Below are 13,643 nucleotides of genomic sequence, written 5' to 3'. Positions count from 1 at the left end.
CGCCCCCGAGTTGGGAACGCCCATGCGCAAGCTTCTTCTTCATCTCGTCTTGGCCGCCCTTGGGGGCCTCACGCCGCTCAGCGCCGTCGCGCAAGGCGCTCCGGGCCCCACAAAGCCCGTCGCTGCGGTCGAACTGCCCGACGCCGCCATTCGGCAGATCCTGGCCCAGCGGGTCGATACCGATCGCCAGAACCGGGGCATGGTGGTCGGGGTGATCGACGCGCGTGGCCGGCGGGTGATCGCCCACGGCCTCATGGGGGCCGGCGGTGGGCCGGTCGACGGTCGGACCCTGTTCGAGATCGGCTCCGTCACCAAGGTGCTGACCAGCCTCCTGCTGGCCGACATGGTCCGGCGCGGCGAGGTCAGGCTGGACGATCCGGTGGCCAAGCATCTGCCTCCGGGAACCGTCGTGCCGACCCGCAACGGCAAGGCCATCACCCTGATCGACCTGGCCACGCACACCTCGGGCCTGCCGCGCCTGCCGACCAACATGGCGCCCAAGGACCCGCTTAACCCCTATGCGGACTATACCGAGGCCCAGCTGGACGCCTTCCTGCGCGATTACACCCTGCCTCGCGACATCGGCGCGGCCTATGAGTACTCGAACCTTGGGGTGGGCCTGCTGGGCCGGGCCTTGGCCTATCGCGCCGGCGGCGACTACGCGACCGTGCTGCGCGAGCGGGTGCTGGCGCCGTTGGGGATGACCGACACCGCCATCGCCCTGTCGCCGACCCAAGCCACCCGCTCTTCAAGCGGCCACAATGCGGCGCTGGAGGTTACGCCTCATTGGGACCTGCCCAGTCTGGCCGGCGCGGGCGCGCTGCGCTCGACCGCCGAAGACCTCCTGAAGCTGCTGGCCGCCGAACTGGGCTACGCCGATACGCCTCTGCAGGCGGCGATGGCCGATCAGTTGGTCCCCCGGCGTCCGGTCGGCGGCGAGGTGGCCGTGGCGCTGGGCTGGCATGTCTGGTCGCCGCCCGACGGCGAGATCGTCACCCATTCCGGCGGCACCATGGGCTTTCAGAGCTTCGTCGGTTTCAATCGCAAGACCGGACGGGGCGTGGTGGTGCTCGGCAACGCCGCCAGCGCCATGGGCGTGGACGACATCGGGCTGCACCTGTTGGCCGGTCGACCGCTTAAGACCGCCCCCAAGACCCGGGTCGCAGTCCCCTTGCCGGCCGAGGCCTTCGACAAGCTGGTCGGCCGCTACGCCATGGCCCCGGGCGTGGTGATGACCATCCGCCGCGACGGCCAGCGGATGATCGGTCAGTTGACCGGGCAGCCGGCGGTCGAGATCTTCGCCGAAAGCCCGACGACCTTCTTCCTCAAGGTTGTTGACGCCCAATTGACCTTCACCGTCGACGCCCAAGGGCGCGGCACGGCGGTGACGCTGCATCAGAACGGCCAGAACACCACGGCGCAGCGCTTGGCCGACGGCGCCGAGCCGCCCGCGCCGCCGCGCCCAGCCAAGGTCGCGACCCTGTCCGTCCAGCAGATGGAGGCGCTGGTCGGCGGCTACGCTTTAGCGCCCGGCGTGGTGATGACCGTGACGCGCCGGGACCAAGGCCTGTTCGCCCAGTTGACCGGTCAGCCCGAGTTCGAGGTGTTTCCGGAAGGTCCGACCAAGGTGGTTTGGACCGTCGTACCCGCCAACGCGACCTTCACCCTGGGCGCCGATGGCAAGGCCACCAGCCTGACGCTCCACCAAGGCGGCCGGGACTTGTCGGCGCCGCGCCTGCCCTAAACTCTACGCCTTCTTCAGCCAGCGCGCGCGCAGCTTGGCGACGTTGGGCGGATCGGCGCGGAAGTCGGAGGCCAGACCCAGGCGGGCGTTGCACGAGGGGCAGCGGACGGAATCCTCGTCGGCGAGATCCGTGGGCGGATCGAAGCGCGTACCGCACGGCTTGCACTTCCAGTCGCCGACCGGCGCGGGCGCAGGGGGCGGCGGCGGGGGCGCCGCAACGTGGGGGGCGACGAACACCGTCTTGGTCGACGACTTGACCATGCGCTCGAGCGGCGGCGGTCCGCCGGGGGCGGCGACGGCGCTCTTGAGGCTCAGGGTCTTGCGGCGCGGGGGCTCGCTGTCGCTCATGGGCTCGCTGACGGTTTCAGGGACGGACCGGGGCTTGCTGCATGAAAGCGGCCAGAAACACAAGCCCGACGGGCGGTCAGCGCCCTACCAATGCGGCTTAAGGCTGAACGACAGGGCCACGACGTCGTCCTTCTGGGTCGCCAGACCCATGATCCCTTCCTTGGCGCGGATCTCGCGGTGGATGTAGCCGAGCGAGGCCTGCATGGGCCCCTTGCGCCAGGCGACGCCAGCCTGGCTGTCGCCGATCAGGCGGCTCGTGACGTCTTGCGAGAGGCCCGCGCGGGTCCAATCGCCGTTCTGACCGCGCAGCATGTTGAGGCCCACGGCCCGCCCGCTGGCCGCAGCATAGATGTACCAGCGGCCGCGATCGCCGAAGACCGAGGCGCCCTCGCGGACGCCCAGGGCGTCGTTCACCCGGTCGCCGATGTTGCGCTTCTTGCCCAGGCGCACGGTGGCGCCGGCTTCGGCCGAACCGCCGGCGCCGCCGAAGCCGACGCCGGCATGGGGCGTGACATCCAGCGCGTACTTGCGGCCCGCCAGGGCGACCGCCGAAGGCCAGCCGCGTGTCAGCGTCACATCGATGTCCTGAAGATCGTAGGCCTCGGCGCCGGGACGGACGAGGGAGAGCGGCGCGGTGTTGGCGATGCGGGGCACGTTGGCCACGGATACGCGGATCTGGTTGATCGGCCCTCCCGCCGCGCCCTGGTAGGCCACAGCACTGGATCGCCACGTCACAGGACCCGCGCCGGGGTAATATCGGTCGGCCTCAAGCACCCGGACGTCGCCCTTCGCCGCACCGGGGCTGAAGGCGAAGGCGCCGTCCTGCAGCGCCAGATCCGGCGTGCGCGTTGGCTCGGGCCTAACCTCGAAGGAATAGGGGTTCGCCGTCTGGGCGGCGGCGTTGGTCGTCGTCAAGCCGGCGGCCGCCAGCCAGATCGCGCTGTATTTCCCCACCGTCCGCATGTGGCCTCCCCAGACCCAATGGACTTCACCCTAAGCGCATCACACCGGCTGTCACGGCGGCGAATGCGCGCAGGTTGAAGCCACTGTGCGCCGATACGGTTCCCGAAATGTGAAAAGGGCGGCCCGATCGCTCGCGCCGCCCTCATCAGAACCTCATGGCCACCGTTACTGGCAGGCCAAGCACTCGTCGTAATCAGTTTTTTCCGGGACGTCGAAGCCGCCGGTCGCAGCGTCGGCCTTGTCCTCGGCGCCGGCATAGGCGGCGCGCTGCACGGACTTGGAGCGCAGGTAGTACAGGCTCTTCACGCCGCGCTCCCAGGCCATCCAGTGCAGCATGTGCAGGTCCCACTTATCGACGTCGCCCGGCAGGAAGACGTTGACCGACTGGCTTTGGCAGATTTCCGGCGTGCGGTCGGCGGCCAGTTCGATCACCCAGCGCTGGTCCAGCTCGAAAGCGGTCTTGTAGATGTCCTTCTCGTCCTGGCTCAGGAAGTCGAGGTGCTGCACCGAGCCCTCGTTCTCCAGGATCGAGCCCCACACCGCGTCGGTGTTGTGGCCCTTCTCCTCGAGCAGCTTCTCCAGGTAGGGGTTTTTGACCGCGAACGACCCCGACAGGGTCTTGTGCGTGTAGATGTTGGCTGGGATCGGCTCGATACCCGCCGACGTGCCGCCGCAGATGATCGAGATCGAGGCGGTCGGGGCGATGGCCAGCTTGTGCGAGAAGCGCTCCTTGGAGCCACGATCGGCGGCGTCCGGGCAAGGGCCCTTTTCCTCGCCCAGCTTGATCGAGGCCTTGTCGGCCTCACGGCGCAGGTGCTTGAACATCCGCATGTTCCAGCTCTTGGCCAGGGCGCTCTCGAACGGCACATTCTGGCTCTGCAGGAAGCTGTGGAATCCCATCAGCCCCAGGCCCACCGAGCGTTCGCGCATGGCGGCGTAGGCGGCGGTGGCGGCGGCGTCGGGCGCGCGGTCGATGAAGTCCTGCAGCACGTTGTCGAGGAAGCGCATGACGTCCTCGATGAACGTCGGATGGTCGCGCCACTCCAGGAACGTCTCGGCGTTGACCGACGACAGGCAGCAGACGGCGGTGCGCTCGTTGCCCAGATGGTCAGTACCGGTGTGCAGCATGATCTCGCTGCACAGGTTGGATTGGCGGACCTTCAGGCCCAGCTCGCGCTGGAACGAGGGCATCGCGTTGTTCACGCTGTCGGAGAAGATCAGGTAGGGCTCGCCGGTCTGCAGGCGCAGCTCCAGGACCTTCTGCCACAGGGCGCGGGCGTCGACCTCGCGCAGGACTTCGTTCGTCTTGGGCGACCGCAGGCCGAACTTCTTGCCGTCGCGCACCGCGAACATGAACTCGTCGGTGATGTTGATGCCGTGGTGCAGGTTGAGGGACTTGCGGTTGAAGTCGCCCGACGGCTTGCGGATCTCGAGGAACTCCTCGATTTCCGGGTGGTGGATGTCGAGATAGACGGCGGCCGAGCCGCGGCGCAGCGAACCCTGCGAGATCGCGAGGGTCAGCGAGTCCATCACGCGGATGAAGGGGATGATGCCCGAGGTCTGGCCCTGGCCCTTCACCTTCTCGCCGATCGAGCGGACGCCGCCCCAGTAGGTGCCGATGCCGCCGCCATTGGCCGCCAGCCAGACGTTCTCGTTCCAGACGCTGAGGATGCCGTCCAAGCTGTCGTTGACCGCGTTCAGGAAACAGCTGATCGGCAGGCCGCGATCCGCGCCGCCGTTCGAGAGCACGGGGGTGGCCGGCATGAACCACAGGCGGCTCATATAGTCGTAGACGCGCTGGGCGTGGTCGGCGTCGTCGGCGAACGCCGTCGACACACGGGCGAACATGTCCTGGTAGCTCTCGCCCGGCAGCAGGTAGCGGTCTTCCAGGGTGGTCTTGCCGAAGTCGGTCAACAGGGCGTCGCGCGAACGGTCGACCTCGACCTTGCGCACCAGCGCCAGCTGAGGGCGCTTGGCGGGCTTGATCGCCGCCAGACGGGCCTCTTTTCGGACGCTCGACTTCACCGCTTCACTGCCGTTCATGACCAAAATCCATGCTCAATCAGCGTGTTCCGGAGAAGGAAATATCCTCGCCAGCCGCTATATCTTGTGGCTGAGGAGCCCCCTCAACCCAAATATGGGGCCACACTGGTGAATGACTCGTCAACGCCCCTGGACCGAGTTTTTCGTTAACAACCTGTGAACGCCGACAACTTGCATAGGCGGGACAAGGGGTTGCCTCCACGAACTTTTTTCACCCGCGACAGACGGCCGCAAGACAGCCAGGGGCGTCCGTCCCCGGACAACACCGTTCACCCACAGGTCGAGCACAAGGCTGGGTGGCGGGGCCGGCACAATGCGTGTTCGGGTCGGCGGCGCGTTCGGCCGCGCAAGCGCCCGGAAACGCCCGGTTTCCGCGCGAGAGGCAGGACGCCGAGCCCTCTGCAGAGCGCCCCCACCTCTTGAAACACACGCGCAAAGAGAAAGGGCCCGGCGTCGCCGCCGGGCCCTCCCCTATATGCAGTCGATTCGATCTTAGAAGTTGATCGAGATCGTCGAACGGCGGTTCAGCGGTTCCTTCACGCCATCGCCGGTGGCGACGGCCGGAGCGCTTTCACCCTTCCAGTCCACGCCCAGGACGTTCTGCGGAACGCCTTGCGAGACCAGAGCGTCGGCGACGGCGCGAGCGCGACGTTCCGAGAGCTTGGCGTTGTACTTCGGCGAACCCGAGGTGTCGGTGTGGCCGACGACGATGATCTTCGTCGCCTTACCGTCGTTCGAGTACTTGGCCGCTTCCATGACCACCGATTGCGCTTCCGGCGTCAGGACCGATTGGTCGAACGGGAAGTACACGATGAACTCGCGGGCCTCATACTGCGGCGGCGGCGGAGGCGGCGGCGGCGGCGGAGGCGGAGGAGGCGGGGGCGGCGGGGGCGGCGGGGGCGGCGGGGGCGGGGGCGGCGGGGGCGGCGACGCGAACGAGTAGCGCAGACCCACGGTCAGCGACTGGTCCCGGTACTGGCCTTCGAAAGCGCCAGGCTGCAGCGCGCCCGAACCCAGCGACTGCCACTTGTGGTCAGCGCCCGTCAGGTAGCGATAGGTGACGTCGATCTTCAGCTTGTCGGTGGCCTTGATCGAGGCGCCGGCGATGGCCTGCCAGGCAACGGCCAGATCGTCGTCATCGACGGTCAGGTTCTGCACAGCCGGGTTGAGGGTCGTGATCGGAGCCTGCACGCCGCTGAACTGACCCAGGGTCTTGACGTCCAGACGGTTCAGGCCAACGCCCGCGCCGATGAAGGGGTTCAGCCAGGAGTTCGGAGCGAAGTCATAAAGGACGTTCGCCATGAGGGTCCAGGAGTCGATCGAACCGTCCGGCGAGCCGCACTTCGGCGCGGTGGAGGTGCGGGTGATACCCGGGGTGCAAAGACCTTGGGGTTGCTGGCGAACGGCGTTGCCGCGAACGCCGACCAAGTCGCCGGGGCGATAGCCGCCTTCGACTTCAACACGCCAGTTCGGGTTGAACTGGTAGCCCAGACGGACGAAACCGGTCCAATCCTTCTCGGTCTTCCAGGTCCAGTGATACGAAGCGCCGTCCGGCGCGAACGCGTCAGACTCGGCCGTCAGCGCTTGCGGCCAGTGTTGGCCGAGGTCGACCGCGCCGTACCAGCCGGTCTCTTGGGCCGAAACGCCCGACGCGGCGAACACCGCGGCCAGAGCAGCTCCCGCCAGGAGGTTGAGTTTCATTGTTGAAGAGCCCTCTATTGCCCTGCCCAGGCCGGGGAGACCGACCGAGCATCGTTATACCAAGGCGAACGCCACGGGAAAGTGTCAGCAAAGACACACTCGTCAGGTTTCGCCCCTGCGCAACGCCGCAGGAAAGCTAAACAAGACCGCCCCTCAGAATCGTCTTCCGAGCGTGCCCACCGACTTCCACGGAACATAAGCGTCAGCTCCGCTGGGTTCGCACGTGAAACGGTCGCGCGCAAGGCCTAGAACCCAGGAAACACCCAAGCATTCGCGAAACCTTGCGCAAATTCCGCATGATCGCTTCACTTATGTGACACCGGCCTGTGGACCGACCTAATCGAGGGTGGTCCTGTAGCGCGCCATCGCCAGGGCGGAGATAGCGATAACAAAGAGCGCCAGGGCCGCAAGACTTGGCCAGAGCTGCGCGATGTCGAGCCCCTTGAGCAACGCGCCGCGCACGACCCGAAGGAAGTGGGTCACCGGGATCAGGCCGCCCAGCGCCTGCGCCCATGTCGGCATTCCCCGGAAAGGGAACATGAAGCCCGACAGCAGGATCGACGGCATGATGTAGAAGAACGACATCTGCATCGCCTGGAGCTGGGTGCGGGCGAGCGTGGAGATCAGAAACCCCAGGGCCAGCGACCCGATGATGAAGAGCAGCACGCCCAGGGTCAGGGCGCCCCAGCCGCCGGCCATGGGCACGGCGAACAGGACCTTGGCCAGAACCAGAATGATGGCCGTCTGCGCCAGCCCGACCACGACATAGGGCGCGAGCTTCCCGATCATCACCTCGATCGGTCGGGCCGGCGTGGCCAGCAGGGTTTCCATGGTCCCGCGCTCATACTCCCGCGTGACGCCCAGCGAGGTCATCATCACCAAGGTCATGGACAGGATCACACCCAGAAGACCCGGTACGATATTGTAGGCGGTTATGGCCTCGGGATTGTAGCGGCGGTGGATCACGACCTCGAACGGATCGGCGCTCGCCCCCGCCTGCCGGCCTTGCGCCGCCGCGCCGACGAGATCGTGGGTCAGGGCGGTGCGCGGCAGACTGCCCAGCGCCGCGATCGCCCCGCCGGTGGCGGCCGGATCGGAGGCGTCGGCCTCGACCAGAACCTTCGCCCCCTCCCCCCGCACCACCTTGCGCGTGAAGTCGGCGGGGATGGTGAGCGCGAACTGGACCTCGCCCCGCGCCAGGGCCTCGTCCAGCTCGGCCGGCGAGGCGGCCGTGCGAACGATCTCGAAATAGCCGCTGTTGACCAGGGCCGAGACGGTCGACCGCGCCATCGGCCCCTGGTCCTGCACCAGGATCGCCGTGGGCAGGTGTCGCGGATCGTTGTTGATCGCGTAGCCGAACAGCATCAGCTGCACGATCGGCAGCACCAGGATCATGGCGTAGGTCAGACGGTCGCGAGTGAGCTGGATGAACTCCTTGATCAGCACCGCCAGGATGCGCGCGACCGACAGCCGAGGCGCCGCGTGGGTCATTGAACGTTGTCCGAGGCTTGGCCCATCAGACGGATGAACACGTCCTCCAGGGTGGGCCGCACCTCGGTCCAGACGAAGGGGGCTCGTCGGTAGGGCGCGATCGCCGCCTCCAGCGCCGCCCGGTCGGTTCCGCTGACATGCAGGGCCGAGCCGAACGGCGCGGCCATGATCCCGTCGGACGCCGAGGCGAGGTCCCTGGCTAGCCGGTCGGCCCCCGCGCCCTCGGCCCGGAAGGTGACGAGACCCGACGCGGCGATGACCTCATCGGCCGTTCCCCGCGCCATCAGCGTCCCGTAGGCGATATAGGCGATGTCGTGGCAGCGCTCGGCTTCGTCCATGTAATGGGTCGAGACCATCACGGTCAGACCCTCCGCCGACAGGGCGTGGATCTCGTCCCAGAACGCCCGCCGGGCCTTGGGGTCGACGCCCGCGGTCGGCTCGTCGAGCAGCAGCAGGCGCGGCGCGTGCAGGATGCTGGCCGCCAGCGCCAGGCGCTGTTTCCAGCCACCGGACAGGCTTCCGGCCAATTGCTTGCGCCGCGCGGTCAGGCCGAGGCGCTCGAGACTGTCGCGCACCCGCTCGCGCCGACGGTCCAGCTCATGGACGCGGGCGACGAAATCGAGGTTTTCCTCGATCGACAGGTCCTCGTAGAGCGAGAACTTCTGCGTCATGTAGCCGGTCTGTCGCTTGACCGCTTCGGCGTCTCTTCGGAAATCCAGGCCCAGAACCGTCCCCGCGCCGCTATCGGGCGTCAGCAGCCCGCAGAGCATGCGCAAGGTGGTGGTCTTGCCCGAGCCGTTGGGCCCGAGAAAGCCGGTGATACGCCCCCGCCCGACCTGGATCGCGACATCCCGCACCACGTGACGGGGCCCGAAACTCTTGTTCAGGCCCGAGACGTCGACGGCGAGATCAATCATCGCCCCGCCTCGCGCGTGATAATGTCGACGGGCTGCCCGGGGGCCAGGGGCGGCCCCGCCTCGGGCCGGGCCTCGACCAGGAACACCAGCCGCTGACGCGCCTCGCGGCTGTAGATCACCGGCGGGGTGAATTCCGCGCGGGGGGAGACATAGTTGATCCGCGCGGCGCGCGGCGCGCGGCAGCCGTCGCAGGTGAAGCGGACGGTCGTCCCGACCGGGTAGCGGTTGATCTCGGCCTCCGGAACAAAGAAGCGCAGCCTTACGCGGTCATCGGCCAAAAGGGCGACGACCGGCTGATTGGCGGCGACCCATTCGCCAGGCTGGTAGAAGACGTCCTGGACGCGCGCGGCGGCGGGCGCACGCGGGCTGATCTGGTCCAGGCGGCTCTGGGCGGCGGCAAGGCTCTGCTCGGCGACGGCCACCGCCGCCTCGGCCGCCGCGAGGGCGTCCGGACGCGCGCCGAGGATCCCGACATCCTTGCGACGGCCCACGGCGACGGCGCTGGCGCGCGCCGTGTCGAGAGCGGCCCTGGCCTGGTCCAGCCTCGCCCGGGCGTAGACGCCCTTGGCCACCAGCGGCTCTACCCGTCGATACTCGGCCTGGGCCTCCGCGACACGCGCCTCGGCGGCCGCGCGCTCGGCGTCATAGACGGCCAGCTCCTGGGGCCGCTGACCCTTGCGCGCGTCGCGTAGCTGGGCCCTGGCGATGGCCGCCTGGGCGGCGGCCTGGTCGCGCGCGGCGGTCAGCTGGACCGCGTCCAGCGCGAACAGAGGCTGGCCCGGCTCGACCCGATCACCCCGTTGCACCGCCACCGCGCTGACCAGACCCGCATTGGCGGCGCCGACATAGAGCGTCTCGCCTTCGACATAACCGGAGAGACGCGGCGGCCGATGACTGTCCGGGCCCAGCAGGCGCCATCCGAGAACGCCAACCACACCAACCGCCACAACGCCGGCGACCACCACGGAGGGCTTCATGACGAGACTCCGGCGCGGGGCGCGAGGCCGGCGATCATGGTCTCGCCATGCTGGCGGATCAGACTCTGAAGCGGAGCCGGCGGGGCCCCGACGGGCGTGAAGGTTTCCTGCCAGATCACGCCCAGCAGGATAGGCCCCACGATGCTGAACGCCTGCAGGCGAGGGTCGCCCAGGCGAACCTCGCCGCGCATCTGCGCCCGTTCCAGCGCGCCGGACATCGCCGCCAGCATCCGACTGACCACCTCGTCGTGCCAGACCCGGGCCAGTTCCGGAAAGTTCCGCGACTCCCCGATGACCAGCTTGGCCACCGCGCCGAGGCGGGAGGTCTCGACCACCGCCTCGATCCGCGCCAAGGCCAGCCGCAGCAGGTCGGGAAAGGGAATGGTCGCCTGGGCGAGCATAGCCTCGACCATGTCGATATTGGGAACCACCGCCTCGCGCACGACCGCGCGGAAGATGTCCTCCTTGGTCTCGAAATAGAGATAGAGCGCGCCCTTCGAGACGCCCGCCTTGCTGGCGATCTCATCCAGCTTCGCAGCGGCGAAGCCCTTCTCAGCGAACACGTCCAGGGCCGCCTGAACGATCTCGCCGGGCCGCGCCTGACTTCGCCGCCGCCACCTTGGAGACCCCGCCTGCATCCTCGCCCCCCGGTAAATGACCGAGAAGTTATATAAGAGCTTGAGCGAGAGTCCAATTTTCAGGCCTCAGGGGCTGGCCCACCGGCGCAGGTCAAACGACGCCCTTGACGCTCAACGTGCGGTCACCAGCCAGCAGGCCGAGTTCATCCGCGCCAAACCGTCTTCCACATAGGGGGCCAGCGCGGCGGCCACCGCGTCGTGGATGCGCGCCCTCAGGGCGTCGTCGGCTTGAGACAGGATCGGGTTTAGCGGCCCGACGCGAAGGCTCATGGTCATCAACTCGTCGAAGGTGACCGGCGTCGGGTCGTCTAGAGGCTCGATGGCGATGTCGCGCCATCCTGCTTCGGCCAGGATGGATCGCACCCGCTCAGGATCGGCGAACCCGAAGCGGCCGGGCGCGTTGCGCTCGAACTTCGGCGCCTCGGGCAGGAACAGGGCGGCGGCCTCCAGCGGGACCTGGGCGATCGCATTGTCCTCCGGACCGCGCCAGCAGGCGAAGGCCAGCCGTCCGTCGGGCCTGAGCGCGCGGCGCAGATTGGCGAAGGCGGCGACGGGGTCGGGAAAGAACATCACGCCAAAGCGCGAGACGATCGCGTCGAAACCCTGGCCGAAAGCATGGGTCTGGGCGTCGGCGTGAACGAAATCGACCCCCTCCAGGGCCTGTTCGCCCGCACGACGTCGCGCCAGTTCCAGCAACGCGCCCGAGATGTCAGCCCCGACGGCCCGGCCTTGCGGGCCCACGCGCCAGGCGGCCTCGAAAGTGGTCGCGCCGGCGCCGCAGCCGACATCCAGCACCGTCTCGCCGGCGCGAAGGTCGGCGCGATCCACGACAGCCTTGGCGACCGGTTGATAAAGCCGGTCCAGCAGCGCCTGCTGCTCGACCCAAACCCGTCCGGCGCGGTCCCAATAGGCCGCCATATCCGTCGTTACGCCGCTCATCCGCCATCTCCCGTTCACGGGCGATAGGTACGTGCTCGACGCGTCAGCGCAAGCTGGCGTCCCGCAGACGGCGACGGCGACCGCCCAAGGCGTCGGGACGGTTCAGCTTCTTGCGATACTCGTCGCGGCGCTCGTGGATCGAGGCGATGACCAGCCCCATCGGCACCCCGATGTCGACCAGCACCGCTTCGGACAGCTGGAGCGACGCCTCGATGGTCTCCGGCACCGCGTCGGTGGCGCCCAGCTCATAGAGGCGCGCCGCGTGGCGGGCGTCGCGGGCGCGGACCACGATCGGCACGTCCGGGCGCGCCCCGCGCGCGGCGGCGACCACCGCCTCGGCCACCTCGAAGGCGTCCATGGTCACCACCACCGCCCGGGCCGTGGCCAGGCCGCACCGCTCCAGAAGCTCAAGACGCGAGGCGTCGCCGTAATAGATGCGCGCGCCCTCGCGGCGACCCTGCTCCACCAGGCGCGCGTCGCGCTCGACGGCGATCCAGACCAGGTCGTGACGACCCAGCATTTCGCCCACCAGCTTGCCTACGCGGCCATAGCCGATGACCAGCACCTGGCCGGCCGGTTCGGGCCCGACGCGGTCGGGCTCGTTGGCGGTGGAGGGTGGGGCCTCGCTGACGGGCAGAGGCGCGTTCTTGCGGCCGAGATAGCCGCCCAGCGCCGCCAGCCCCGGGATCAGGAACATGGTCAAGGTCGCCGAGACCAAAACCGCCTGACCGATGGCCGGCGCCACGACCTGGGCGCTCATGGCGTTGTCCAAGAGAACGAAGGCGAACTCGCCGCCGGCCGCCAGGATCAGCGCGGCCTCGATGGCGGCGCGGCGGTTCAGCCCCATCAGCAGCCCGCTGCCGAACACCACGGCGGTCTTCAGCACCAGGAGCCCCAGGGCCGTCGCCAGGATCGTGGCCGGTTGCGCCGCCAGCAGCGACAGGTCCAGCCGAATGCCTAGCGACACGAAGAAGAGGGAGAGCAACAGGCCCTTGAACGGCTCGATCTTGACCTCGACCTCGTGGCGATACTCGGTCTCGGCCAGCAGCACGCCGGCCACGAAGGCGCCCAGCGCCATCGACAGTCCCGAAAGCGCCGCCACAAGGCCCGCGCCGATGATCACCAGCAGACAGGCGGCCATGAACATCTCTTCGCTCTTGGCCTTGGCGACCGATTTCAGCATCGGGCGTAGGGCCAGCCGCCCGACGAGAACGATCGCCGCCAGGCCGACGGCGGCCGGGGCCAGGGCCAGCAGGTCCTGAAGATGGAAGGTTCCGTTGCCGCGCCCAAGAATGGCCAGGGTGATCAGGATCGGCGCGACGGCCAAATCCTGAAAGAGAAGCACCGAGAAGGTCGCCCGGCCGGCCTCGGAGTGCAGGCGGCGGCGCTCGGCCAGCACGGGCACGGCGATGGCGGTCGATGACAGGGTCAGGGCCGCGCCGATGGTCAGGGCCGCCACGGGCTCGAGGCCCAGCAGCATCCCGCCCGCGCCCAGAGCCAGTGAGCAGCCGATCACCTGCACCGCGCCGAGGCCAAACACCCACCGGCGCATCAGCCGCAGGCGCTCCCACGACAGCTCCAGGCCGATCATGAACAGCAGGAAGACGACGCCGAACTCGGCCAGCTGGGCGATTTCGTCGGGATTGTCGACGGTGACATAGTCGAGCCACGGCGCGAGGTGGATGAACCGGCCCAGACCAAAGGGCCCCAGGATCACCCCGGCCAGCAGATAGCCCAGGATCGGATTGATCTTCAGGCGCTTGAAGATCGGCGCGACGATGCCGGCGGTCGCCAGGAACAGGACCAGGTCCTTGTAGCTCTCTGGGGAAACCTCGTGCGCCACGCGCCCTCCTCTTTTGCCACGACTGCGCCGGAACGAAAG

The 13,643-nt window shown here is 68.3% G+C and carries 11 protein-coding genes; 1 reads left to right on the top strand and 10 read right to left on the bottom strand.

Features of this window, described 5'->3' with window-relative positions:
- Positions 1-22 precede the first annotated feature (22 nt).
- Positions 23-1,744 carry a serine hydrolase gene (locus CSW63_RS02615; RefSeq protein ID WP_062096121.1) on the top strand — a complete coding sequence of 574 codons (1,722 nt, stop codon included), beginning with the start codon at positions 23-25 and terminating at the stop codon, positions 1,742-1,744.
- 3 nt (positions 1,745-1,747) lie between these two features.
- Here the strand turns inward: CSW63_RS02615 and CSW63_RS02610 are convergent, their stop codons facing one another.
- The 10 genes from CSW63_RS02610 to CSW63_RS02560 form a co-directional block, all read right to left on the bottom strand.
- Positions 1,748-2,092, bottom strand: coding sequence for a hypothetical protein (locus CSW63_RS02610; protein WP_062096123.1), 345 nt, complete (start codon positions 2,090-2,092; stop codon positions 1,748-1,750).
- A gap of 84 nt (positions 2,093-2,176) precedes the next feature.
- A complete protein-coding gene (locus tag CSW63_RS02605; RefSeq protein ID WP_062096125.1) occupies positions 2,177-3,055 on the bottom strand; it encodes a lipid A-modifier LpxR family protein in 879 nt (292 codons plus the stop codon).
- 165 nt (positions 3,056-3,220) lie between these two features.
- Positions 3,221-5,104 (bottom strand): ribonucleoside-diphosphate reductase subunit alpha, encoded by a 1,884-nt coding sequence (locus CSW63_RS02600; RefSeq protein WP_062096127.1) that lies wholly within the window; start codon positions 5,102-5,104, stop codon positions 3,221-3,223.
- A 486-nt stretch (positions 5,105-5,590) separates the two neighbouring features.
- On the bottom strand, positions 5,591-6,799 hold the full coding sequence (locus tag CSW63_RS02590) for an OmpA family protein (protein ID WP_099502888.1): 1,209 nt from the start codon (positions 6,797-6,799) through the stop codon (positions 5,591-5,593).
- 336 nt (positions 6,800-7,135) lie between these two features.
- The gene (locus CSW63_RS02585) at positions 7,136-8,290 is read right to left on the bottom strand and encodes an ABC transporter permease (RefSeq protein WP_062098036.1); all 1,155 of its coding nucleotides are present in this window, start codon (positions 8,288-8,290) and stop codon (positions 7,136-7,138) included.
- A complete protein-coding gene (locus CSW63_RS02580; RefSeq protein ID WP_062098034.1) occupies positions 8,287-9,207 on the bottom strand; it encodes an ABC transporter ATP-binding protein in 921 nt (306 codons plus the stop codon). Before CSW63_RS02580 ends, CSW63_RS02585 begins: the two co-directional genes overlap by 4 nt.
- Entirely contained in the window at positions 9,204-10,184 is a 981-nt protein-coding gene (locus CSW63_RS02575; RefSeq protein WP_062098032.1) for an HlyD family secretion protein, read from the bottom strand. Before CSW63_RS02575 ends, CSW63_RS02580 begins: the two co-directional genes overlap by 4 nt.
- A complete protein-coding gene (locus tag CSW63_RS02570) occupies positions 10,181-10,822 on the bottom strand; it encodes a TetR/AcrR family transcriptional regulator (RefSeq protein WP_062098030.1) in 642 nt (213 codons plus the stop codon). The genes CSW63_RS02575 and CSW63_RS02570 overlap by 4 nt, the downstream gene beginning before the upstream one ends.
- 111 nt (positions 10,823-10,933) lie before the next feature.
- Complete coding sequence (locus CSW63_RS02565) at positions 10,934-11,761, bottom strand: class I SAM-dependent methyltransferase (RefSeq protein ID WP_062098028.1); 828 nt, start codon at positions 11,759-11,761, stop codon at positions 10,934-10,936.
- Between the two features lie 43 nt (positions 11,762-11,804).
- Positions 11,805-13,604, bottom strand: coding sequence for a cation:proton antiporter (locus tag CSW63_RS02560; RefSeq protein WP_062098026.1), 1,800 nt, complete (start codon positions 13,602-13,604; stop codon positions 11,805-11,807).
- Positions 13,605-13,643 lie beyond the last annotated feature (39 nt).

Origin of the sequence: Caulobacter sp. FWC26, assembly GCF_002742645.2 — a bacterium.
Lineage (GTDB): Bacteria > Pseudomonadota > Alphaproteobacteria > Caulobacterales > Caulobacteraceae > Caulobacter.
Note: the sequence above shows the minus strand (reverse complement) of the source record. Positions and strands in the feature narration are given on the sequence as shown.